A 23,617-nucleotide genomic window follows, 5' to 3' on the forward strand; every position below is an offset into this window, starting at 1 on the left:
GGACGTGGGGATGGGGCGCGGCTCTGCGACACGCCAGGGATACCGGGATTCGGGGCTCTGATTTGCCAGGCAGCCGCGATCCAGCATAGTATTTCATCTCGGTAGCAAGCATGAAAGTGCTTCGGCCCCATCGTTTAGCGGCCTAGGACACCGCCCTTTCACGGCGGCAGCACGGGTTCGAATCCCGTTGGGGTCACTGGTACCAAATATAATTGAATACAACTATGGCCCTGTAGCGCAGTTGGTTAGCGCGCCGCCCTGTCACGGCGGAGGTCGCGGGTTCAAGTCCCGTCAGGGTCGCTAGGTGAAGAGCCCTTCCTCGGAAGGGTTTCTTCGTCTCTGGTGATCGCCACATGGTGAAAACCTGGCTCTGTAGCTCAGTTGGTAGAGCGTTCGACTGAAAATCGAAAGGTCACCGGATCGATGCCGGTCGGAGCCACTGAACCCCCGTGTAGCTTCTACATCACGGGGGTTCTTTTTCATCATCCACCCGGTGCGACGCATCGTGTGGGTGGGAACACAGTAATTTCATATCTGGCCCTGTAGCGCAGTTGGTTAGCGCGCCGCCCTGTCACGGCGGAGGTCGCGGGTTCAAGTCCCGTCAGGGTCGCCATGTGAAAAGCCCCTCCTCGGAGGGGCTTTTTGTGTTTCGGATGTGCGTTCAGAGGTCCTTGTTCCGTGGCCTGGGGCACGGAGCCTCGACGGCGCGGTCCCGTGGTCTCAGACCGCTGGCTCAGCTGACCCAGCACTACGAACACGACACGCACCGTTCTCGGAACGGCCGCACTTCCAGCTGTCCGCTGGGGATGGGTCCGTGGCAGGTCAAGCAGGTGCCGTAACTTCCGTCCTCGAAGCGTTGCATCGCTGCCTCGGCCTGCAGCACGTCGGCGCGCGCGGATTCGAGCAAGCCTGTCCGCAGCGACCATTGCGCGGAGAAGGGCTCACCTTCGGGATCATGCTCGTCGTCGTCCGGTGCGCCGCTGCGCGCACGCACGAGGGCGGCGAGTTCCGCGTCGAGTCGCTCAGCCCGTGCACGCAGCCGCTCCAGTTCGGCGCTCAGCTGCGCTCGGCTCGGAGGCCCTGAGTTCATCGCCATGCGGTACCTCCCGAGGAGTGCGAAGTGTAGCCACCGACCGCAGGGGCGGCCGAACTGCTCCCGAGCCTAACCCGGGGCAACCGATTCAGCCCTGTTTTTTCGCCCAGCCCCAACACGCGCGGCAGGCTACTGCTCCCCGTACCTCACAACATCGAACGGCTCGAAGGGCGTCGTCCCCTTCACATAGAGCGGATGCCGCGGGTGTCCGGCCTTCGTCGGTGTTCCGAGCTGCACCCAGGTGCAGGCCTGAAGCTCCGGCAGCGCGGCGATGTCGCGCGCAAGGTTCCGCAGGTACGGGCGCGAATCGATCAGTGTTCCCCACGCGGCAAGAATCGTGAGAGGCCGACCGTTGACGTGGCCTGCGATCCGGCGCTCATTCTCCGCCGTGAGCGCTGGATCGGCATTCCGGTGGATTCCAGCCGGATCCGTCGATATTTGTGGGTACACGTTGAGCATGCTCCAGCTGTCGTACCCGCTGCGCTCAGCGAAGGATCGTACGCGCGTCACAGTGGGATCTAGCGTGCCCGGCACGGCCGTGCTCGGGTTGATCCCGAAGCAGACCAGCGGTGCCTTGCCCACGGTGCCGAGGACAAATCGAGATCCATCGTCAGCCGACTTTTCCCACAACCACTGTGCCCTGAGTGCCGCCTCGTTCATGCCAGCACTCTATCTCTCGGGTGTCGACACAGTCGCGTATGTTCGCACCTAGGATAAAGCTGAACCGTCCGATCGCCTGCACCCCTCCGGCCACCCGCAGCGGGACCGCCACCGCCATTTCGAGAAAGCGACAGCCATGCCCGGTATCGACTACCTCGTCCTCGATGACGCCCTCCGAGACTCGGACGCTCGTGCGCTCTTCGACCGCGCGGTCCAGGAGATCCGGGACGGCGTCGCGGTGACGCAGAAGCTCAGCAGGGGGAGCGGCTTTGCGGTGGAGGGCCAGGGCATCCTCGGGACGGCGGTGCTTGAGTATGGGATCGGGCTGATTCCAGCAGACGAGTTCACGTGTGACTCGGCCCAAGATCTGACCGAGCGGACGCGGGTATTACTCGGGTGGCATACGATTTCGTCCACCCTGCGCGAGTGGGTGGATCAGCGGCTGTGCGCCCCCTACTTCACGAATCAGGGCAGTGAGTGGGAACCTGACTGGCAGTTGCACGCTGGTGCAGAGACAGGCCATGTGCCCGAGAGCTTCCTCCGGTTCGCCTGCTACGTGGCGATCGGCGAACTGAAATTTGGGCCGAGCTATGCCTCAGTGAGCGCGCACCGGATCTTTGATTGGGTGACGAAGCTCGGGAGTGCGCTGCCGGCGCAGTTGCAGAAACACGGCACCGGCGAGCTTCCCACGGAACTTGCGGCCTATCGCGGAACCGGCGATGCAACGGGGGTCACCGCGAAAGCAAACGATGCCCTGGCGACAGTTCGAATCGCCATCAAGAATGAGACCGAGCAGAGCTACGCTGCCGTGCTTGAGTATCTTGTCAGGCTGCTCGACACCACTGACTTTCCGCGATCCTACGCTCTCGAGTTTCGGGGCCCCACCAAGCAGTATCTCCCCATCCCAGGGCTGCCCAAGAAGGGTGTGCACCAGCTGTTCGCCTGCGCGGCAAGCTACCCCGCGCTGTGGCCACAGATTGCCCGATACGCCAGCGCGGCAATGGGTGAGTACGACTGGTACACGAATCTCGATGGCGAGCACTGCGCGATGCCCGGTACGTTCGCGGTATTCGCACTCGGGATCACCGCGGAGGCCGCGGCGCATCCGGAGGTTGTGCGGTTGGTGCAGTCGTATCTGGACGAGGTTGACGGTGAGCACCAGTCCGTGCAGGGCCGCTTCGTTGAGGCCTATATCGACACCCACGGCTTCGATGCAACCAGCCTGGGCTACCTGCTGAGCTGCGCGGGAAACATCCAGCAGCTCCGGCACCGGAAGGGGTATGCGGCGCAGATCGCCAACGCGGAGAGCCTCGGTGCGCTCATGTCATTGCGGGAATCAGCTGGAAATCGTGAAGCGTCAGGGGTCGCGGCGCTCAGCGCAAACCTGCAGGGTGAATCAGTCAGCGACTACGCCTGGCGTCACGCCCTGTATGCGATCTGGGGCGAAGCCGCCGAGCAACGGGACACGGATGGTCAGCTCGGCAGCACGATCATTGCGCGTGCTCCTGAAGAGCTTCGGCCACTACTGGCCGCCGTGTTCGCGTAATTCCGGTCGGCCTGTCAAGGCCGAGCCCGCAGCGCACCCAGTGCGACTGCCTGGCTGGCGGCAAAGAGCGCAATATCGATGGCAATTGCGATGATGGCGAGCACCACAAGGAACGTCGCTGCCGTGACCGAAATGGCCGCAACGACAGCTGCGGCGGCGATGTTTGCGACCATCACGAACCGGAGGGCTCGGCGCAGTGGCACACGCTGCGCCATCCAGAGCACGGCCCCCGCCCATACGGCCACCGCGATACCCACTCCGGCAATGACGAGTTCGGGGAGCCGCACACCCTCCGCGATGGGCCCTGCCCAGAGGGCCACGGCGATGCCCAGTACCGCACAGTAGGCCGCGTCAAGGCGTAGGCTCCAGCGGCCGATCGTCGTTCCGTTCACGCGCGTCATGTCGTCTCCCGTCGTTCCCTACGTAACGGTACTTGCGGGTCCGTTGCACCCGCAAGACTGCTCGAATCCACAGCGCGCAAATCCCGTTGTCAGGCTCTCTTGGGGGAGACGTGCAAGGATTTCACTCCAGCATGGGATCGAGACGATAATGACGCTGAGTCCATTCGGACTGGGGGCGCATGGGTAATCGCAAGGAATGGCAGGATTTGAGGTCTACTGAATCACGGTTGCACAGTTCTGCTGACGATTCGCTCCCGGATACGTTGGCCGCGGAACTCGCGGGTGTTGGCGACGTGGCGCTGTGCGCTGTAGTGCGATCCGACGCCGATTCGGTGCGGGGCCGCGCGGCCTTCGCCGAGCTCTACGGGCGTCACCGCGAGGCCGTCACCGCGCAGGCGTACACGATGACCCGCGACTGGGGGCGCGCAGAAGACCTGACCGCGGAGACCTTTGCGCGTGTGCTCCGCGCACTTGCGGGAGGAAACGGGCCGCAGGAATCGGTGCTCGGCTACATCCTGGTGGCACTGCGCGGAGAGGCGAGCCGTGCTGCCGAACTCGCGGCGGAGTCCGTGCCAGTCGCTCCGGAGACAATCGCGGATTTCCTGGACGTTGCCCCTGACTTCGTGGCGGAGCTCTCTGAACGAGACCAGATCGTGCGGGCGTTTGTGGCCCTCCCCGCTGAGACCCGCCAGATTTTGTGGGCGGTGGATGTCGAGGGCCTCACCTCATCAGACGCGGCCGAACACTTGGGGACAACAACCGGTGCCCTTCGGGTCTCCGTGCACCGTGCCCGAAAACGGCTCGCGACGTCCTATCTCCAGCAGTACGTGGAAGTCAGCGACCCGACGTGTCTCCCATTTGCGCGGCGGCTTGCGAGTCTCGCCCGGCACAGTCTTGGGACGCGCGAGTCCACCGAAGTCTCGGCGCATCTCGCGGGCTGCGCAGCCTGCACCGCGCAACTTGCACGATTGCGTTCCCTCGCCCAGCAGCTGCGTGTCTGGGTGGGACCGTTGCTCATCGGCGGATCTATCGGCGGGATCGCGACTGCTGCAGGATCGGGGAGCGCCCCCGCCGCGACGGCCGCCAGCGGCGAGGCAGTGCGGCACCCCGCTCCCGCAGCGGGCGGGGACCCTGCCTCAGCTGCACCGGCCCAGACCGCACAGCGGTTTGTGGTGTGGGCGAGCCTCGCGGCCGGAGTGGGCCTGGTCATCTGGGGGATGTTCCTCATGATCCCGCAGGCGCCCGAAGCCTTCCCTGAGGACCCTGGGGTCCAAGAACCGGCCGCACATGAGCCGGCCGCACGAGAGCGGCCTAGCGCGCCGGCACCGTCAGCTGCGCCGGACGGGGATGGTGCTGGCACCACCGATCGGACAGACCCGGCGCCGACGGGATCGCCGCGGACCGGGGGCGCGGTGGTCGAAGGCGACGACGATACTCCGAACTGGTTCTTGCAGGAGTAGCGCCTCACCACCAAGGATTGCCGGCTTCACGACGAGCTCGACGGGGTGCGGCGACAAGGGATCCGACGAGAATTCTGATCCGGTGTAACGATCTGCCCGACTGGCGGTCTTTATTTGTCATGCGAGTCCGGTGGCGTGAGACCTCCGGGATCGGTCTCGCACGAGCCGCGGATACGCGTGCGGCTGCCACAGTCTGACCAAGGGGAAGTGCACAGAGCAATCATGGGTACACAACGAACACGGAGCTCGAGGGCTTGGCGCGGGATCGCTGCTGCGCTCGTCGGTCTCCTCACACTGGGGAGCGCTACCGCAGCCGTGGCGGCCCCGCCGTACGAGACCGAAGCGACCCTCACGGCGGTCGAGTTCACGAATGAAACCGTCACGAGCGGGTGGGATGCGGAGTTGACGGGAAGCTGGTCGCTTCCGGACAACCCCACTTCCCCGGCCGGGTTTGTCGTTGACCTTCCGGCCGATCTGCGGGGCCTGAGCGACGCGTTCCCCCTGCTGGATCCGAGCGGGGTTGCGATGGGACAGTGTGAGGTGACGGCGACCCAGATCGTGTGTGACTTCGATGCGGCGTACCTCGAAGCGCACCCCTATAACCTGTCGGGCGACTTCAACTTCTGGGCCCAGGTGCGGACCACGGTGACGGAGGGGACCGAGACTACCTACGTCATTGACGGCAAGGAAGTCACGGTGATCGTGACACCTCCCCCCGGGCCGTGCACGGAGAATTGCACCTTCGAGGGACGCGAGAGTAGCAAGTGGGGCAACTACGACCGTGCGACCGACACAATCATGTGGACCGTCTCGATCGGCAGCGGCGTGAACGGTGCTGCGGGCGGTGAATCGATGCGGGTCGTCGACACCCCAGGCCCGAACCAGGAGATGCTCACCGAGTTCCAGGGGAACACCTACCCCGTGCTGCAACACACCAACGAGCTCATCGTCTCGGGATCCGGCGTCCAACAGCCGGGCAACTGGCAGTCAGTCCCGCTGGATGAATACACCGTGGACGGGACCACTGTTGAGTGGACCGCGGAAGCCGGGTACTACTACAGCATTCGCTACGTGGCACAGGTCACTGACGGAGGCGCGACCGGGACGTACACAAACTCGGCAACGGTCACCATCGGTGGAGAGGACCGTGTCGTCGGCAGCGAGGTCGTGCGTCAGGGCGGCGGCGGAACCGGCACCGGAGATCAGAAGGGCCGATTCTCCATCACCAAGGCCGTGAACTGGGAAGGCCCGGCGATTGATGGCATTGATTTTGGTGGCACCTTTACGGTAACTACGCCCGCCGGGACGGAGAACACCGGAGAGTTCACCGTCGCCGAAGGGAACACCTGGACGAGTCCGTCGTACCCGACAGGCTCAACCGTGCACATTGACGAGATTCTGCCCGCTGATCCGGCGAATCTCGATTGGGCCACTCCCGTCCTCTCGCAGAACGACTTTGTTGTTGCCGGTGCGGCAACGACCGAGGTGACGCTGACGAACACGGCGACGGTGGCGCAGGGGATGTTCTCCGCCTCGAAGATCGTTGATGGAGACGGGGCCACGGCTGTTGACCCCGACGCCGCATTCATGCTTGATTACGAGTACCCGGCCGGTCCCGGCTTCGACGCCGGTTCGGGCACGCTCAGCCTCCCCGCTTCGGGCACGGTGGTACAGTCCCCGAAACTCCCCGTGGGGGCGGTGCTGACGCTGAGCGAGCGCACCCCGGATCCCGTAAACGGTGCGACTTGGACCGGTGCGACGCTCTCCACCGACACCGTGACAATCGGGAGAGATGACGTCGTGAACGTCACGGTCACCAATACACTCAGCACAGTCTCGGGTGGGTTGATCATCAACAAGCAGCTCAGCGGTGCTGGCGCCGGTCAATTTGCTGCCGAGGACAAACTGACATTCGCGGTGGTGTGCACCGTGGATCGGGAGACTGTCTTCGAGCGGGACGTGACGCTGCAGGTGAACGGCCAGTCCGCGGTTACCTCCGAGGTCCTCACGCCGATCCCGGCTGGTGCCGAGTGCACGGTCACCGAGACTTCCGCTGGGAACTCGGATGCGGATCAGCGGCCGGCACCCGTGACCGTGACGATCCCGTGGGATCCGACGACTCAGCTCAGCGGAACCGTCACGGCTTCGCTGACGAACTTCTATAGCGCGGGATCGGTCGAGGTTACGAAGACGCTCGGCGGTGACGAGATCGCGGTCCAGGCCGCGCAAAACCGCGTCTTCGAGATCCTCGTCACCTGTCAGATCGAGGAGCGCGATAGCGCCGGATCGCCGGTGCGCGCGGATGTGTACTCCGGTACGGTGCGCATCAAGGGCGGCCAGACGAAGTTCCTGGGCGACGACGGGGAGCCGCGGCTTCTGCCGCTCGGCACCAAGTGCTTCGCGGAGGAGACGGAGACCGGGGGTGCCGCGAAGGTGACGATCGACCATGACTCCTTCGAAAACGGGGCCGAGGTTGTGCAGGGAACACCGACTGACCTGCAGCGCCTGAGCATCAGCGCGGTGAATACGTTCGAGAACGCAGCGCTCACGGTGTCCAAGAAGGTCGTGGGTACGGGCACCGGCCAGCCGTACAGCTTCGCGCTCAGCTGCACGATCCCCGACGCGGGCAGCGACGGCGTGCTGGCTGACGCGGCCTACGCGCTCCCCGCGGGCGACGCGAAGTTCACTCTCACGGATGGTGAGGCGCGCACGATCACCGTTCCGGCCGGCGTCACGTGTCAGGTCACCGAGACTGACGTACCGCGGGGCGCGACGGTTTCGATGGTGGACAGCGATGCGTCGGCAGATGGTGGATCCCAGGACGGGCTCGTATCCGCGATGACGGGCCTGGACAACACGGTCCAGGTGGTGAACACCTTCACAGATACACCGACCGGACCGAAACCCCCGCTGGCGACCACCGGTGGGCAGGGAATTGCGGGGTTCGGCGCGCTGGGCGCGGGCCTCTTGCTGATCGGTGGTGCGCTCGTGCTGCTGCGGAAGCGGAACGCCGCAGCGCGCGGTGCGATCGCGGCCAGCGAGTAATCGCGAGCTGATTCGGCGGCCCCCGGGCAGTTGTCGTCTCTTGTGAGACGGTGATTGCCTGGGGGCCGCTGTGCCCTGGGCCGGGTGTCGCACCCGCGACCTGACCCCTTCCCAACAAAACGACCCCGAAAATGCGTTCGATCGTGCATTTTCGGGGTCGTTTCGAGATCTTGGGGTCGTTTCGTGAGCGTTGAGCTCGGGCGGTCCCGATCCAGCCACGCTTGCTACACTCGTGCCCGTGAGTTACCGAGAGCTGTACTCCCAGCGTCAGGAGGTTGTTGGCGACGCACTCGCCGACGACGACTAGCTGGACGCCACTGCCGTGCCCGCGCCCTCTGCGCCCCGCACGGCGGTGTCACCGTACCCTCACTCACCTCTGCGGGAGCGCGCGCTGCGATCAGCGGTGCGCGGGCTCCCAGAAAGCGCGCTCATGCTTCCCTTGACCGATACCTTCGTCCGCTCCTCGTTTATCAATGCCTCCCGTCGGGAGGTGAAAGAAATGACGGTGCCGGATCAACTTGGCGAGTTTGGACTCGACGACTGGGACCGGCTCGACTATTTCGGCTGGCGGGATCCGAAATTTGCGCGACGCGGCTACGTGCTGCTGCCGCGGCTCGACGGCGAGCCCGTTGGGGTGCTGCTCACCCAGGCTGAAGCGACACCGCGTGCCCGGGCACTGTGCAACTGGTGCCGCGACGTGCGGCTGCCGAACGACGTGGTGTTCTGGAGTGCGAAGCGCGTGGGCGATGCCGGGCGGCGTGGCAACACCGTGGGAACCCTCGTCTGCCGCGCGTTCGAGTGCTCCCACAACGTGCGCAACGATCCGCCACCCGCGTACACCGGTTTCGACGTGGTGGCGGCGCGCGAACGCAGAATCGACGAGCTGCGGCTCAAGACGGCGGGATTCGCCGACATGCTGATTACCGGGCGCTAGCCGGACGGGTCCGGGGTGCAGAACACCGCCTCGGACCCGCCACTCAATACAATGAGTGGAGTGGCACACGGAGTTCGTGTCCGGCCGTCGATGCATGGTGACCCTTGTGGGGAGCGTGCGCTGCGCGAAAGCGTTCGAACCGGATGCCACCTGCACAAGGGGGATGTTCAGGCGTGCGTGGCGCAAAGCAGTGGGGGAGTCCGGTCCGGGCGCATTCGGGTCGGGTCAGCAGGGGGCACGTGCGACGCTGGATCGCCGCGGCCGCGGCAGTAGTGCCGCTCGCTGCGTCGCTCCTGGTCGCCTCCCCGACGCCCTCTCTCGCTACAGCGGAATCGACACAGCCGCCGGTGGTGGAGAGCTCCGCTGGTCTCCCCAAAGCAGAGGACGTCTCGGGGCCGGAGCAGCCCGATCGGGCGCTGCCCGATCGGGCGCTGCCCGATCGGGCGCTGCCCGATCCGGCACTGCCCGATCCGGCACTGCTCGATCTGGCACTGCCCGATCCGGCGGAAGAGGTGCCTACCCAGGTCGCGACGACTGATCCCGTGCCGGATGTCGGTGCGGCACCGGCCGCCGAGGGGCCAACGACATCAGCGGGAGCACCCGATTCCGCATCTGCCGGCACCGCGGCTTCCGGTGGCATTTCGCTCCGCACGGAATCCGCATCACGACCGGCGGACGCAGCCGCGCTGCTCCGCGCCCCCGCCGGAGAAGCACCGAGACCGAACGGGGCCGAGCCCTATGGGCTGAACCTGTACACCGCCGCAGGGCTCGATGAGCCTGTGAAGACTGTCACGGCTGAGGACCCGGAAACAGGCATTCGGGTGGTGCGGCAATGGAACAAGGTCAGCGGGCCCGCGACCGGGCCGATCCGTGCGGGTGAGGTGTTGCAGTTCCACACGGCCATCACGAACACGGGAACGAACACCTGGACGGCGGCGAATCCCCTCCGCTATGAGTCCAGCCTGGACGAGCTCACCACGGGGGCGGTCTACTCGGGCTCACGCACCGGCACCCACCCGAGCTACTGTGCGCCGATGGAATGGTCGGCGAACTGCGGTTCGGGCATCGCCCAATCCGGATCGTCGCTGTCACACAGCTTTGCCCTCGCGCCGGGGGCGACGCGCTATATCAGTGTGCGGCTGCAGGTGCGCAACAGTTTCGCCGATTCGCTCCTCCTTACGGATACGGCGCGCGTGTCCGGGGTGCTGGCTACGGAGCTGCCACAATTCGCGGTCGATGCGCGTTTGGCCGCCCCGGTCACCGCGCAACTCCCGGACCTCACTTTTGTGACCGAGCGGTGGACGAAGATAGCCGGGGCCGCGCAGGGGCCGATTCGTGCCGGTGATGTGCTGCAGTACCACGTTGCGGTCAGAAACTCCGGGACCGGTGACTGGACGGCAAAGTCGGCCTGGGCCGAGGACCGACTCGCCACGATCGCCACCGATATTTCAGGGCTGCGCGACGATGCGATCATCCTGGGTACTCGCGCGGGGGCACACGCGAGTTACTGCGCTCCAACGGAGTGGAGTCCCTACTGCGGCAGTGCACCCGCTGTGCAACCCGACGGAGTGATCTCGCAGAGCTTTGCCCTGAACGCGGGGGCCACCTACTACGTCAATGTGCGGATCCAGATTACGAACGACTTCCTCGCGGGAGACCAACGTCTGGCACACACGTTTGTTGCTTCGGGGGACCCGGGCACGGGGGTGCCAAGCGTTGAACGGACTGCTGAGTTCGACGACCGAGTGAGCGTGCAACACCCGGATCTTGCGTTCTCAGATGCACGTTGGACCAAGGTCGCGGGTAAGGCGGGCGGTCCGATTCGGGCCGGTGACGTGCTCCAGTACCACGTTGCGGTCCAGAACACGGGACCGGGGGACTGGACCGCGAAGTCCGCGTGGGCCGCCGAGCGCCTTGCCACAATCACCGCGGACGTGTCCCGGTTGCGCGACGATGCAGTGATCCTCGGATCGCGCGTGGGATCGAGCGCGTATTACTGTGGTCCCACCGAATGGTCCCCGTACTGTGGCACCGCACCCCCTGTTGCCGCTGACGGCATCATTACGGAGCGGTTCGCTCTTGCCGCCGGCGCCAAGCAATTCTTCAACGTGCGGATCCAGATCACGAACGATTTCCTCGCGGGGGATCAACGACTCGACGCCGTATTCGCGGCGTCCGGTGCCCCGGGGAACGGGCAGCCGGACATTACCCGGACGCACGAGTTCAGTGAGCACGTCACCGTGCAACACCCCAACCTTGAGTTTGCGAATGCGCGGTGGACGAAAGTCGCGGGCAAGGCCGCCGGCCCGATCCGCGCCGGCGACGTGCTGCAGTACCACGTGGCCGTGCAGAACACGGGCGCGGGGGACTGGACAGCGAAGTCTGCCTGGGCTGCAGAGCGGCTCGCGACGATCACCGCGGACGTGTCCGGGCTCCGTGATGACGCGGTGTTCTTGGGCTCAAGAGTGGGGGCGAGCGCCTACTACTGCGGGCCCACCGAGTGGTCTCCCTACTGCGGCACAGCGCCAGCCGTAACGGCCGACGGCACCGTCACGGAGACGTTTGCACTCGCCGCCGGTGCCACACAGTACTTCAACTTGCGGATCCAAATCACCAGCGACTTCCTTGCGGGAGACCAACGTTTGGAGAGTGTGTTCACCACAACCGGGGACCCGGGAAACGGTGAACCGCGGATCATGCACACGCACGAGTTCAGTGACAGTGTCGAGACGGAACACCCGGATCTGAAAATCTCGGATGCGCGGTGGACCAAGGTCGCGGGGAAGGCTGGCGGTCCGATCCGGGCCGGGGATGTGTTGCAGTATCACGTGGCCGTGCAGAACACGGGCGCGGGGGATTGGACGGCGAAGTCTGCCTGGGCTGCGGAGCGGCTCGCGACGATCACCGCGGACGTGTCGGGCCTCCGCGACGATGCGGTGATTCTGGGATCGCGCGTGGGTCCAAGCGCCTACTACTGCGGCCCCACCGAATGGTCGCCATACTGTGGCACTGCGCCCACGGTCGCCGGGGACGGCACCATCACGGAACGTTTCGCGCTCGCCGCCGGTGCCACACAGTACTTCAACGTGCGGATTCAGATCACGAACGACTTCCTTGCGGGAGATCAGCGCCTCAATGCCGTGGTTACCACGACGGGGGATCCCGGCAACGAGCAGCCGCTGATTACCCGCACGCACGAGTTCAGCGACCCCGTAGAAGTTCAACACCCGGATCTCGCATTCTCGGATGCGCGGTGGACCAAAGTCGCCGGCAAGGCAGACGGGCCGATCCGCGCCGGGGACGTGTTGCAGTATCACGTCGCCGTGCAGAACACGGGCGCGGGGGATTGGACGGCGAAGACCGCGTGGGCGGCTGATCGACTCGCGCAGATCAGCGCCGACGTGTCAGGTCTGCAAGATGACGCGGTGATCATCGGAGCCCGCGTCGGAGCGAGTGCGAGCTACTGCGCAGCCACCGAGTGGTCCCCCTACTGCGGCACCTCGCCGGCGGTCACGGCGGACGGGAAAATCTCTGAGTCCTTCCCGCTCGCCGCCGGTGCGAAGGTCTACTTCAACGTGCGCATCCAGATCACGAACGATTTCCTTGCCGGAGATCAGCGCCTCGACACCGTATTCACCACGAGCGGGGAACCGGGGAATGATCGGCCACGGATCGTAGACTCCCACGCGTTCAGCGAGCGCGTCACCGTGCAGCACCCTGATCTCAAGATCCAGCGCCAGCTCTGGACCAAGGTCGCGGGAGACCCGAAGGGGCCGGTGCGCGCCGGAGACGTGTTGCAGTACCACGTTGCCGTGAAGAACACAGGCGACGGCGACTGGGTGGGGAAGTCGAGCTGGGCGAAAGAGACACTGGCGCGGTTCTCAAGCGACCTGACCGGCGTGCTTGATGATGCCGTGTTCCTGGAATCTCGGACCGGCACCCACGCCAGCTATTGCGGGCCGACCGAGATGACCGTATCGTGCGGCAGCGCGCTGCCCTCGCCCGTCGACGGGAAGATCGTCTCGGACCTTACGCTCCCATCCGGGGCTGTGCAATACATGAACTATCGGGTGCGCGTCTCCGATGCCTACACGGGTGACCACCGACTTGTGAACCCCGTGTGCGCCACAGGTGACCCCGGAAACGGCGAAGCAGCGGTGTCAGACTGCGGAGAGACCCTTGCTGAGCTGGAACTGCAGTATCCGGACGTGGAGGTGACAGTCTCCGCAGAGAAGCGGCCCAACCCCACGTCAGCGCTCCGCGCCGGAGACACTGTCAGCTACACAGTGAGCCTCGAAAACACGGGTGACGGTGACTGGAACCAGCCATCGAATTGGGCAACGGGCAATCCACTGGCGCTGTCAATGGATCTCTCCGACGTACTCGACGACGCCGCGGTCACGCGCTCTCCCACGGGCGGTGCCGCGATTGCTCAGGCGGAGCTTCGCTGGTCTGGGGGGCTTGCCGCAGGACACACTCACCGCATCGAGTTCGACGTGCGGGTGGCGAACCAGAGCGCCGGATCGGGGAGCAACCTGATGCTCCGGGCAGAGGCCGTGGCGACGGGAGACACCCGAAACCCGGCCGCCCAGCCCTCGGTCCTGACCCGATCGGCCGAGACTGAGCTGGGGGTCGGCGAACGGTGGTCGCTCAGTAAGCGGGCGTACCGGGCGAACGGCGATGAGCTGCCTGCGCATGCGACTGTGCGGCCGGGTGACGCGATCACGTATCGCATCGAGGCGACCGCGGTGGGTGGCTGGCCCGTCCCCCGGGTCACGCTCAGCGATGACCTCAGCGATGTGCTCGACAACGCCGAGCTGGAGGGTGATGTCGAACTGCGCATCGGAGATGCTCCGGGACGCGTGCTGCCGGTGCAGGACGGCTCGGTCGACACGGGCGAATTTGTGCTGCCGGGTACCGGGAAGGCGGCGATCGTGTACACGGTCCGGGTGCCCGAGGACATGCGTGCGGGAACCCTCCGGAACTCGGCTTCGGGGGAGGCATTCGGTGCTGCCGGGAGCGCGATCGCACCCCAGGAATGCGGCACCGTTCAGAAGCCGTGTACAACCGAGCACCGGATCACGGCACCCGAACCGCTGATTGACAAGCAGATGTCACCAGACAGTGGCATCGCCCGTGGCGACACCGTGAGCTACACCGTGCGTGTCACGAACCCAGGCCCCGGGGCCTGGACAGAGGGCACCCCGCTCTCCGTGATTGACGAGCTCGAGCGAGTGCTCGATGACGCACAGCTGCTGGGAGAGGCCGGCGCCGAGGTGACGGTACTCACGAGCGACCAGTCCGCAGCGGGAAGCCTCGCCGTGCGCGACCACCGCATCGAGTGGTCAGGCTCACTCGCGGCAGGTGCCTGGATCGAGTTCCAGTATCAGGTGCGTATCGGGTCCGAACCCGGCACCGGCGACCGAGTGCTTGTCAACGAGGCGTGCACGGGTGCTCCCGGGAAGGAACGGGTGTGCGATGAAGTGCGCGCCACAATCCCCATGTCACCCACCGACGTTGACCGTCCGCAGTGGGGCGGTGGGGACGCGGACGGCTGTGCCACCCCACCCTGGATTCAGCTCCCGGTGGCACCCGGGGTGGTCTACACGATGGCGGGAACCGTTGAACCCGGAGGATCGGTGACGGTGACAGCCACGCCGCGTCCGGGCTACACGCTTGTTGTGCCGGACGGATGGATACTCGACGCGGACGGAAACACGGCGAGCTTCACGGTCGAGTTCCCCACGTGTGAAGGGAAGAACTACGTCTTCCCCGAGGCGGACATCGTCATGGGCGGATGCGCTGAAGACGGAACGATCACCCCGCCCGCAGTGAGCCTGCCCGAGACCGAGGGGATCGAGTATCGCATCGACGGTGAGGTTGTCGCTGGCGGCACTGTCGTGATCACAGCGACCGCGCAGCCCGGATTCACACTTCGGCTGCTCCCTCACTCTGCGGGGTGGAACCTCGCCGCGGACGGGCAGACCGCCACCCGCACGATCACCTTCCCCGTACCTGAGTGCGCCGGGCCGGGCGAGGGCGGATCAGCGTTGGTTCCGGACGTTCCAACCTGGACTGGCCCCAGCTGCGAGGTGCCGGATCGCGTCCCAATGCTCACACTGCCGGAAACGGTGGGGTTGGAATACTCCGTCGAGGGTGAGGTAGCGCTCGGCTCGACCGTCACGGTGACCGTGCACGCCCTGGACGGTTCTGCGCTCGGCTACCGGGAGGGCTGGACATACAGCGCGGACCGACGCAGCGCGAGTTGGCGAATCACATTCTCGCCGCCAAGCGGGTGCGACAGCGGAGGGAATACCGACGGCGGCACGACTGATCCTGGTGGAGAAGGTGGCACTGACGGCGAAACCGACGGCGGTACGGAAGGTGGTGAAGACGGCGGAACCGACGGCGGGACCGACCCGACTGAACCCGGCACTGATCCCTCGGGGGACACCGTGGTGCCGCCCATCCCAGGTCTCCCCGAGCCGGTGTGTGTCGCTGGGAAGGTAGTCATGCCGACCCTCGAAGTGATCCTGGTCCCAGGCGTCTGGTACGAGGTCGAGGGGGAGATGGCACCCGGCAACACCGTGGTGCTGACCGCACGCACGCTGCCGGGGTTCATCCTGCAGAACACCGCGGACTGGATGACCGGTCGGTGGGATGTCGCGCCGGATCGGCGCAGTGCCACACAGACGGTCCGCTTCCCCACCGTCGAGGAGCTCTGCGGCGGCGGAATTGGCCCGACTGATCCGACTGATCCTACGGATCCCACTGATCCGACTGATCCCACTGATCCGACTGATCCTACGGATCCGACTGATCCGACTGATCCGACTGATCCGACTGATCCTACGGATCCGACTGATCCGACTGATCCTACGGATCCTACGGATCCGACTGATCCGACTGATCCTACGGATCCGACGGACCCGACTGGCCCGGGTGAGCCGACCAAGCCGGCCGACCCCAGCGATCCCGGGTCGCCGACGCTTCCGGGCAGCCCCGACGACCTGGCGGGCCCCAGCGTCGCACTATCGGCAGCCGAGCACTCGCTTGCGGTGACCGGGAATGCCCGCACCTTCGGCACCATCCTTGGAGCCGCTGCGTGCCTCCTCGCCGGTGCGGCCCTGCTTGCCCGACGGCGCCGCAGCGCGGGGCGAATCGGCTAGCGCGCGCGTCGGCGAAGGAGGAGCATCGCTCCCGTGAGGAGACTGACGGCCGCGAGCGTAATGAAGGGCGCGGGGCCGGAGCTTCCCGTTCGTGCGAGCTTCGTACCGGCCCAGTCGGCACCTCCGTTCGTCGGAGGAGTCGTGGGGGTCACCGGTCCCGTGGGTTCGCTCGGGCCACCGGGCTCGGTGGGCACCGTCGGATCCGTGGGGTCGCCCGGGTCGGTTGGCTCACCCGGGTCGGTTGGCTCGCCGGGGTCGGTCGGATCAATTGGGTCGGTCGGGTCCGTGGGATCGGTAGGATCCACCTTGGAACGCGTGAACGTCCAGGGGCCGACGAACTCGAGGTCCGCCCCATCGACCACCTGCACGGATGGTTCCCAACCCGCAAACTGCCAGAACCCGTCTGGCACCGTGACCGTGCGGGCCTCAATCGGTTCGGGCGTCACTTCACTCCCCTGCACCGCACTGCCCGGCTCGGGGAGCAACGCCGTCACCGCCGCGGGGAGTGTGCCCCCCGCCGTGTCTTGGAAGGAATAGTTCACCGCGAACTCGGCGTCGGGGTCCACCGTGTACGCCCATTCACCCTGGAAGCGGAGGTTGGCGGCCTCGACGACCGCCTGTTCGGGCACCCACCCGGTAAACGACCAGCTGCCCTGTCCTTCGCGCACCGTGGTGACCGCTGGTGCGGGTGGGGTCACCACGCTGCCATCGACCTGCATCGTGGCTCGTGGGGGAAGCAGTTCGAGCACAGACTCAGGGAGCGCGCGGCCGGCGGTGCTGCTCACGAACTCGAATTCTGCATCGTACGTCTGGACCATCGTGAGATCTACCGCGTTTCCGGTGGCATCGAAGGTGAGTGGCATCATCGCGTGGAAGAACGCGTCCATCCGCATCTCGCCGCTCACCGTCGGATCGGTCATCGTGAACGTTTTTCCCGCGACGAATGCCGACTGCGGCACATAGAACGCGCGCGCCGGGGTCGTCAGGCTCAGAGACTGCGGCTGATTCGCATCGAGCTGGGCCCCGGTGACCTTGCTCCCGTCTTCGTTGACCAGCACGAACTCGGCGGCATAGCGTCCGGTCCCGGCATCGTAGGACACTGAGGTGCACCGGATGAACGAGCTGAGCTCCGTGTCGGGGTTCTGAGCTTCCACCTCGGACTGGAGCGCATCGCACTCGACGAACGCGGGATCACTCAATACGACATCACTGTCGACGGTGAAGGAGATATCCCAGTTCCCGCTGAAGGTCTTCTCTGCCCATCGGGCTGGAGTGTTCCCGGAGCCGAACCCCCAGACGGTCTTGAAGAGTCGGTAGGAACGCCACAGGCTCGTCATGTCCAGGTTGCCGCGGTAGGCAATCTGGTAGGCCGTGTCCGGAGAATTACCCTTCGCGGAGTCATACAGGAACTCGCTGTTGCTCGTGATCTGCCCGCTGTTGTCGATCGCGTAGGCATCTGCCGACACCGCGATCGTGACCGGTGTGGCTGCGTGTGCGGGCGTGGCGAGTCCGAGCAGTGCGACGCAGGCGGCAAGCGCCATGGCAGCGAGCGTGGTGGTGCGTTTCATCTGGTTTCCCCCCAGTCGGCAGACGTGCCCACACCATAACCCGGGGCATAGAAAAAAGATAGCATTCGGCAAATAGGGGGTACGGCAAGTAAGGCGAGTAGGCTCCCAAGAGTGACCCGCATCCTCCTCTTTGAACCTCGCATCGCCGGCAATACCGGCAATGTGATCCGTATGGCAGCCGGATCTGGGGCTGAACTCCACCTGGTGAATCCGCTCTTCGACTTCGAGGACGCGAAGCTGCGGCGCGCTGGTCTCGACTATCACGACCTCGCGATCGTGCAGCAGCATGATTCGTTCGATGCAGCGATGCACGTACTCCAGCCGGCCCGCGTCTTCGCGTTCACCGCCCGCACGGAGCGCTCCTACACCGACGTCTCCTATGAGCCGAACGACGTCCTGCTGTTCGGTCCGGAACCGACGGGGCTGAGCGAGGAGATCCTGATGCATGAGGCCGTCACAGACCGGCTGCGCGTCCCGATGCTGCCGGGACGTCGATCCATGAACCTCGCAAACTGCGTCGCTGTGGCCACCTACGAGGCCTGGCGGCAGCAAGGCTTCCCCGGAGCAGGAACGGAGACACACACATGAGGCTCGCGACGTTGACACTCACGCCTTGGTACCGACGGCCCCAACTCCACCGCGGCGGCGGGGCGGAGCAACCCGGATCGGTGCGGGCTACGGCGATCCTCGATCATGCGTCGCCGGGGATCAGCGCGCTCGTCGCGCAGGCTCGGGAGCGCGCCGCAAGCGAACTCGGAACCGGTCACGCCCCCTCACCGCTCGCCACGGTGCGCGCCGCGCACGGGCTGATTCGTGATGCGGTGCGACCCGTCTACGCGATGGAGGAGGCGACGCCCGCATCCCGCGTCCTGGCTCGCGGCACGGGATCATGTAGCCAGCGCCTTGCAGTACTGGAGAGCGCTGCCCGCGCAATTGGAGTGGAGACTCGAGTGAGGGCACTCTCCATTGACGGCGCGTTTTGGGAGCCTCGTTTCCCGCGCCTCACCTTTGCGCTACCGGATCGGGTCCTCCTTGCCTGGCCAGAGTTCAGGCTCGACGGCTGGCGGCCTGCCTCGGAGCTGTTCGGCCCGCTTGGCTGCCGAGCGGGCGGTGCCTTCACAAACTCTGGTTCCGAAACGCTGTTCGAAGCCGTGGGACGTTGCGCCGTCGACTGGGATGGTGAAACGAGCGGCGATCCCGCGGACCTCTCCGCGCACCTGCGTGCAGACCTCGGATACTTTACGGATCGAGACGAGCTGTTTGCGCGGCTCGGACAAACGCTGTGCACTCCCTCGCGTGCGATTGCTGACCCGGTGATGCGCCGGATCGCGGCGTGAGGGGCCGATAGGGCTACTTGAGTTCGACCTCATTGAAGTAGCCGGAATGGCTGGTTACTGGAACCGAGCAATCGACGTTCTCGAGCTTTGCCGGAACCGGGGTGAACCCTTTGAGCCCTGCAGCAGCCTGGCTGCCTTGCGCCAGGGGATACACGTTTTTGAGGATCGGGTCGTTCGATGAATGATAGTTGTACACGGCCTCGGTCACAGGCGTTGCTAGCGTCTCCCAATTGCCCTCAGCCTTGATGGCAGCACCAAGTAAGTGCACCGCCTCCACTTGGGGGCCGTCCTTCTTCGTTCCCAGTGTCTGGGCGGCAACCACCATAGCGCGAGCCCCCAGACTGTGACCCACGAGTACGTATGCGTCCGCCGTGGTTCTCCCGAGGAGGTCCGCGATAATGACCCCGGTTTTTTCTGCACGATTCTTTGCGACGTGCCATGGATTCTTCGCCAGATCCGCGGCGATGAGCGCGGGCCCAAACGGGGCGAGCTTTTGCGGCCCGACGCGCATGGCGCTGCTGGCAAGCTGGGCGAACACTCCCGCCCCTGCTCCTTTCGCGGTCATGCCACCAATGAGGAGGCCAAGTTTGCGGAGCTCCTTGGAGCCCCAGTGCACTCGGTACACGGGCGAATCTGGGTATCGGCCCGTCACCATGTCCTTCCACCCGCCCCATCCTCTGTCCTGCTCGGTGAGAAACCCATTGCAGACAACTACAGGGACGCCCGAACCGCCGCGGAGCATCTCGATGTGGAAGGATTTGTCTTCACCCAAGTACGCGTTGGTGATGGAAGCGCCGAGTGTGCCTCCGACCGCGGCACCGACGGTGGTCACCACGAGCGTCCCGCCCGCCATTCCTAGTCCACCTGCTGCAACAGAGCCGCCGCCCAGCAGCGCGAGGCCGTAGCTGGTTGCTACTGCGCCGCTGTACCCGCCGATCAGTGAACCGATGGCGCCGCCGATTGCTGGAGCAGCTGCAAGAGCGGCGGGGGTGGCGAGTGCCACGCCCGCGAGGGAGAGCCCGGCGATCTTGGTGACTCGGCTGAGATGAGGCTTGTCGTACTCCAAAAAGTTGCGATAGTCGCTGAGGTCCTCCATCCGCGCTTCCGCCTTCGCGAACCCGGGAATGTCGTGGCGATGCTCCGCGCAGTACCGGGGCGTGCTAGCGGCGCTGGGTCCACGAACTGCCATGTGCGTGCAGCTCGGTGCGGCGCAGGGAATCGTCGGTGAACCGCAGGCATCGCAGAGCCAGGCAGGAATTTGCGCCTTGGGCTGCTGCACCTTCATATGTTCGGTGCGTGCAAAGCACGCGGAGCACCACGCGTCACGGGTTGATTCCGTTCCCCGATCGACGAGCGAGGCAAGGCGAGAAGCAAGCTTCCGGTGTGCTTCGGCACGTTTCTCCGCAGCCTTCTGCTCGTCGACCGTCGAGAGAGTGAGCCGCTGGTGCGAGAGTGTCGCGTAGGCCCATGCGTTGCTGACGAGTGCCGGGTTCTTGCGCAGGGTCTCCTCCCAGTCTGCCTGAGGGTGTGCTCCGGTCGGATCGCCGGAAAGTGTCACAGTCTTCCCTGATGGGAAAGTGATCGTGCAGTGTAGTTCCTGCTCGATTACGCGAGCAAAGATCTGAGGGTTCGGCATATGTAGAATCTTGCCAGCAAACAGGCCTAGGACACTAAATGAATGGCGGATTCATTTGTGCTCCACATCCTTGCCGAAGCGCGACTGCGCGTCCACTACTGCGACGAGCCGAGCGACGTAGTCGCGAAGATATTCCACCGTCGACTCTCGCACGATGGTGTCCTCGCCGGCGAAGAGCTCGGGTGAAGTCGCGAGAGGAACACCTCGGGTTGCCCCACTCCCAGAGCGTCGTGCAAGCAATTGTGCGCCATCCGGCGATGACCCCGGAAATGCTCACGGCGCTTGGGGAAGCTGAATCGGACGAGGAACCCCTCACCACGGTACTTGCGTACCCACGGTGCCCGGAGAAGATGCTGCGATCGTGTGCGCAGGGCGCGCAGCCGATGCCAGTGAGTGCGGCTGCGCGCGTTGGAACGGTGTGGGTGGTTGCGCCGATCGTAGAGCACCCGCACGCGCCAAGTGATGTGTTGGAACAGCTTGCGTCCAAGGCTGACTCCGGGCTTTGCCGGCTGCTACTTTGCAACAGGAGCCTTCCTGAGACGGCATTTCTGGAGCTGATGAGCCGTACATCAGCCACCCGGGCCCGGTCGGAGAAGTTGCCTGATCGCGGGGCTGGCAGCGATCAATAGCGCCACCGTGGTGTTACTCGGTGAGCGCTGTGATCTGTTCGGTGAGCCAGTCGCGCGCATCGTTGACGTGCGGGAGTACCCTGGTACGCCCATCGACTTCGGTTTCCTCACGCGCATCCGCGTAGGCCAGAGCCCACCCATCTACGGAGCGGAGCGGAATCGGCGGCCAAGATTGTTGATTTCGCCAAGCAAATGTTCTCACGCAGAGCTCGCGGAGCCTACTCAGGTCCGGACCAATTGACCACAACAATTGCAGATCGACGAGGTCATGCGCTCGCACGTAGCCGGGATCGGTGACCGCATGTATCTTCTGAGCGATCTGATACTCGAGACCGACGAGTGTGACGAGCTGAACGTCACCGAATCCAAAGGAGGCCCCAAACTCGATGAGTTCCTGATCGAGTGGACGCTGGCCGGGGGAGTCGGTTTCGAGCTCTGGATCATATACCTCAACATCTAGTGCTCCCCAAGCTGTACCCAGAAAGGAGATTGACACTCGGTACGGGTGCATCACATACTCAGGGCGTGTCAGGCCAGGGTCATGGGTTTCCCCGGTGCGTATGGTGGCGGTGAAGGCGACCCGATGGGGTGCATTTGGGTCCCGCTTGAGCGCGCCCGGTGAAGGTGGAACCGTTCCCCACCCGGCCGCGAGCCGATCGGCAAACTCATGCTGGAAGGCTTTTCCCCTGGCATAGGTAGAGACATCAAGGTCGGAGGTTGCGCGCGTGCCGCGTTCCCCAAGCGTAGCTTCACCCCCATGCCTCCTTTGATCGCCACGGTGTCAGGGAGCATCTGGGAAACTATGAGAGTGCACAACATGAGACGAGCACGGGCGACTGGAACCCCGAGTCGCAACGCCACGTGAGTCAATCGCTCGTTCAACTGCGCGACGTTGCGCGGCACCGGGACGGTCATGCAGATTCCTTCACGCTCTCCATGTCGTCCGATGCAGCCAGTAGACCATTCCGACGTGCCTGCTCGACAACCCTCGACCAACGATCAGGTGGCATCCTGTGTTTCATGTCGAGAAGTGCGCGCCTGACGGTAGTGGCAGAGATGCCATCAATCGTGGTGAGGTCGTCGTCAACAGTCCCCGGTCGATACTGAAGATCCATCCACGCTGGGAGCGTTCGCCGAACCCGGCGTCGCGTGCCCACCCGAATCTTTCTCGGATTGAACTGCCCGAGATCAAGCAGGTGGAGTACTGATTCGCGCTCAAGAAACGCACCCTCACCGGCCAGCGCGACGGCAACGGCGGGCTGGGTGGATGCCTCGACGGGTACATCTCGGTGCGTGTAGACGCCATTGCCGTACGAACGCAGTGCGCCCCGCGAGGCAAGTTTCCTCAGTTCAACGGCCGGTACTCCTGCGTCCTCGGCAGAGGCCAGGGTCACCACACCGTGGTGTTGTGAGGCAACCTCCCACAGATCTCGTCGGTATCCCATCGGGTACACCTCCTTGCCAAGATCGTACCAATATCGGTACGTTTCTGACAATGCGCCGCACGCGGTGACTGCCGGATCCGATGCGGCACCGGATCCGGCAGCCAGGCCGGCAGCTCAGTCCCGGGACTGCGCGTCCATCACGGCGACGAGCCGGGTGACGTAGTCGCGGAGGTACTCCACCGTTGACTCTCGCACGATGGTCTCCCCGCCGGCGAAGAGCTCGGGGGAGGTCGAGAGGAACACTTCGGGTTGCCCCACTGTCGGCATGTCGAAGTAGGACAGTGCGAGGCGAAGGTTCTTCTGGGAAGAGTAGCCGCCCATGCGGCCCACCGAGTGGCTGATGATCCCGACAGGGAGGCCTGTCCACGACACGTCGCTATTCGGTTTTGACCCGATATCAACGGCGTTCTTCACGCATGCCGGAATCGTGCGGTTATTCTCGGGCGTCACGAAGAGCACCCCGTCGGAGGCCTTGATGGTGTCGCGGAACGCGGTGTAGCTCGCGGGGGTTGCGACCTCGGGCACGGCCGGATCGTCGTAGTCGAAGTTGTAGAGCGGGAGGTCCCGGATCTCGACGATTCGCGCCTCCACTCCGTCGGGGAACAGGGGAATGATGTTGTTCGCGATCTTGCGGGCAAAGGAGCCGCCGCGGAGGCTGCCCACAATTACGCTGACGTGCTGCGTCATGGTTGCT

16 protein-coding genes and 4 tRNA genes are annotated in these 23,617 nt (G+C 65.0%); 12 read left to right on the top strand and 8 right to left on the bottom strand.

Annotation, left to right across the window (positions count from 1 at the left end; all coding sequences use genetic code 11):
• The first annotated feature begins 123 nt into the window (after positions 1-123).
• The 4 genes from FM113_RS07550 (at position 124) to FM113_RS07565 (ending at position 613) form a co-directional block, all read left to right on the top strand.
• Positions 124-196 (top strand) — tRNA-Glu (locus FM113_RS07550).
• A gap of 30 nt (positions 197-226) precedes the next feature.
• Positions 227-300 (top strand) — tRNA-Asp (locus FM113_RS07555).
• 66 nt (positions 301-366) lie between these two features.
• Positions 367-439: transfer RNA gene (locus tag FM113_RS07560), tRNA-Phe, on the top strand.
• A 97-nt stretch (positions 440-536) separates the two neighbouring features.
• A tRNA-Asp gene (locus tag FM113_RS07565) sits at positions 537-613 on the top strand.
• 135 nt (positions 614-748) lie between these two features.
• Here FM113_RS07565 and FM113_RS07570 read toward each other — a convergent pair.
• Both FM113_RS07570 and FM113_RS07575 read right to left on the bottom strand, forming a co-directional pair.
• On the bottom strand, positions 749-1,096 hold the full coding sequence (locus tag FM113_RS07570) for a TraR/DksA C4-type zinc finger protein (protein ID WP_254908918.1): 348 nt from the start codon (positions 1,094-1,096) through the stop codon (positions 749-751).
• Between the two features lie 126 nt (positions 1,097-1,222).
• Positions 1,223-1,753: a DUF1643 domain-containing protein gene (locus tag FM113_RS07575; RefSeq protein WP_087013135.1), complete on the bottom strand. Its 531-nt coding sequence runs from the start codon at positions 1,751-1,753 to the stop codon at positions 1,223-1,225.
• 136 nt (positions 1,754-1,889) lie between these two features.
• On the opposite strand from FM113_RS07575, the gene FM113_RS07580 reads away from it, so the two are divergent.
• Positions 1,890-3,299 carry a DUF6138 family protein gene (locus FM113_RS07580; protein WP_087013136.1) on the top strand — a complete coding sequence of 470 codons (1,410 nt, stop codon included), beginning with the start codon at positions 1,890-1,892 and terminating at the stop codon, positions 3,297-3,299.
• Between the two features lie 14 nt (positions 3,300-3,313).
• Here FM113_RS07580 and FM113_RS07585 read toward each other — a convergent pair whose 3' ends face one another.
• Positions 3,314-3,700, bottom strand: a complete 387-nt coding sequence (locus FM113_RS07585; RefSeq protein ID WP_087013138.1) for a hypothetical protein — start codon at positions 3,698-3,700, stop codon at positions 3,314-3,316.
• A 227-nt stretch (positions 3,701-3,927) separates the two neighbouring features.
• Here FM113_RS07585 and FM113_RS07590 point away from each other — a divergent pair, with 227 nt between their 5' ends.
• The 4 genes from FM113_RS07590 to FM113_RS07605 all read left to right on the top strand — a co-directional run bounded on the left by FM113_RS07590 (position 3,928) and on the right by FM113_RS07605 (position 16,308).
• Positions 3,928-5,160, top strand: a complete 1,233-nt coding sequence (locus tag FM113_RS07590) for an RNA polymerase sigma factor (RefSeq protein WP_176387114.1) — start codon at positions 3,928-3,930, stop codon at positions 5,158-5,160.
• A gap of 222 nt (positions 5,161-5,382) precedes the next feature.
• Positions 5,383-8,205, top strand: a complete 2,823-nt coding sequence (locus tag FM113_RS07595; RefSeq protein ID WP_087013142.1) for a DUF5979 domain-containing protein — start codon at positions 5,383-5,385, stop codon at positions 8,203-8,205.
• 430 nt (positions 8,206-8,635) lie between these two features.
• Positions 8,636-9,139, top strand: coding sequence for an FBP domain-containing protein (locus tag FM113_RS07600; protein ID WP_087013259.1), 504 nt, complete (start codon positions 8,636-8,638; stop codon positions 9,137-9,139).
• Between the two features lie 239 nt (positions 9,140-9,378).
• The gene (locus tag FM113_RS07605) at positions 9,379-16,308 is read left to right on the top strand and encodes a hypothetical protein (protein ID WP_176387115.1); all 6,930 of its coding nucleotides are present in this window, start codon (positions 9,379-9,381) and stop codon (positions 16,306-16,308) included.
• Here the strand turns inward: FM113_RS07605 and FM113_RS18565 are convergent.
• On the bottom strand, positions 16,305-17,876 hold the full coding sequence (locus FM113_RS18565) for an SHIRT domain-containing protein (RefSeq protein ID WP_140393310.1): 1,572 nt from the start codon (positions 17,874-17,876) through the stop codon (positions 16,305-16,307). The genes FM113_RS07605 and FM113_RS18565 overlap by 4 nt on opposite strands.
• A gap of 111 nt (positions 17,877-17,987) precedes the next feature.
• On the opposite strand from FM113_RS18565, the gene FM113_RS07615 reads away from it, so the two are divergent.
• Positions 17,988-18,464, top strand: coding sequence for a tRNA (cytidine(34)-2'-O)-methyltransferase (locus FM113_RS07615; protein WP_087013146.1), 477 nt, complete (start codon positions 17,988-17,990; stop codon positions 18,462-18,464).
• Positions 18,461-19,213: a hypothetical protein gene (locus FM113_RS07620; protein ID WP_217895974.1), complete on the top strand. Its 753-nt coding sequence runs from the start codon at positions 18,461-18,463 to the stop codon at positions 19,211-19,213. Before FM113_RS07615 ends, FM113_RS07620 begins: the two co-directional genes overlap by 4 nt.
• 13 nt (positions 19,214-19,226) lie before the next feature.
• On the opposite strand, the gene FM113_RS07625 is transcribed toward FM113_RS07620, so the two are convergent.
• A complete protein-coding gene (locus FM113_RS07625) occupies positions 19,227-20,849 on the bottom strand; it encodes a DUF726 domain-containing protein (protein ID WP_087013148.1) in 1,623 nt (540 codons plus the stop codon).
• Positions 20,850-20,891: 42 nt separating this feature from the next.
• Between FM113_RS07625 and FM113_RS18110 the strand changes: the two genes are divergently transcribed.
• Positions 20,892-21,035 (top strand): hypothetical protein, encoded by a 144-nt coding sequence (locus FM113_RS18110; RefSeq protein ID WP_176387116.1) that lies wholly within the window; start codon positions 20,892-20,894, stop codon positions 21,033-21,035.
• Positions 21,036-21,491: 456 nt separating this feature from the next.
• Here FM113_RS18110 and FM113_RS07635 read toward each other — a convergent pair whose 3' ends face one another.
• The 3 genes from FM113_RS07635 to FM113_RS07645 form a co-directional block, all read right to left on the bottom strand.
• Positions 21,492-21,992 (bottom strand): nucleotidyl transferase AbiEii/AbiGii toxin family protein, encoded by a 501-nt coding sequence (locus tag FM113_RS07635; RefSeq protein WP_369676690.1) that lies wholly within the window; start codon positions 21,990-21,992, stop codon positions 21,492-21,494.
• Positions 21,993-22,389: 397 nt separating this feature from the next.
• Complete coding sequence (locus FM113_RS07640) at positions 22,390-22,923, bottom strand: type IV toxin-antitoxin system AbiEi family antitoxin domain-containing protein (protein ID WP_087013152.1); 534 nt, start codon at positions 22,921-22,923, stop codon at positions 22,390-22,392.
• 114 nt (positions 22,924-23,037) lie between these two features.
• On the bottom strand, positions 23,038-23,610 hold the full coding sequence (locus FM113_RS07645; protein ID WP_087013154.1) for an NADPH-dependent FMN reductase: 573 nt from the start codon (positions 23,608-23,610) through the stop codon (positions 23,038-23,040).
• Positions 23,611-23,617 lie beyond the last annotated feature (7 nt).

This window comes from Leucobacter sp. 7(1) (assembly GCF_900163635.1).
Lineage (GTDB): Bacteria > Actinomycetota > Actinomycetes > Actinomycetales > Microbacteriaceae > Leucobacter.

Excerpts from the sequence above, each read along its gene's own strand:
- FM113_RS07570 (WP_254908918.1), bottom strand. The coding sequence starts at position 1,096 with ATGGCGATGAACTCAGGGCCTCCGAGCCGAGCGCAGCTGAGCGCCGAA.
- FM113_RS07575 (WP_087013135.1), bottom strand. The coding sequence starts at position 1,753 with ATGAACGAGGCGGCACTCAGGGCACAGTGGTTGTGGGAAAAGTCGGCT.
- FM113_RS07580 (WP_087013136.1), top strand. The coding sequence starts at position 1,890 with ATGCCCGGTATCGACTACCTCGTCCTCGATGACGCCCTCCGAGACTCG.
- FM113_RS07585 (WP_087013138.1), bottom strand. The coding sequence starts at position 3,700 with ATGACGCGCGTGAACGGAACGACGATCGGCCGCTGGAGCCTACGCCTT.
- FM113_RS07595 (WP_087013142.1), top strand. The coding sequence starts at position 5,383 with ATGGGTACACAACGAACACGGAGCTCGAGGGCTTGGCGCGGGATCGCT.
- FM113_RS07600 (WP_087013259.1), top strand. The coding sequence starts at position 8,636 with ATGCTTCCCTTGACCGATACCTTCGTCCGCTCCTCGTTTATCAATGCC.
- FM113_RS18565 (WP_140393310.1), bottom strand. The coding sequence starts at position 17,876 with ATGAAACGCACCACCACGCTCGCTGCCATGGCGCTTGCCGCCTGCGTC.
- FM113_RS07620 (WP_217895974.1), top strand. The coding sequence starts at position 18,461 with ATGAGGCTCGCGACGTTGACACTCACGCCTTGGTACCGACGGCCCCAA.
- FM113_RS07625 (WP_087013148.1), bottom strand. The coding sequence starts at position 20,849 with ATGCCGAACCCTCAGATCTTTGCTCGCGTAATCGAGCAGGAACTACAC.
- FM113_RS18110 (WP_176387116.1), top strand. The coding sequence starts at position 20,892 with ATGGCGGATTCATTTGTGCTCCACATCCTTGCCGAAGCGCGACTGCGC.
- FM113_RS07640 (WP_087013152.1), bottom strand. The coding sequence starts at position 22,923 with ATGGGATACCGACGAGATCTGTGGGAGGTTGCCTCACAACACCACGGT.
- FM113_RS07645 (WP_087013154.1), bottom strand. The coding sequence starts at position 23,610 with ATGACGCAGCACGTCAGCGTAATTGTGGGCAGCCTCCGCGGCGGCTCC.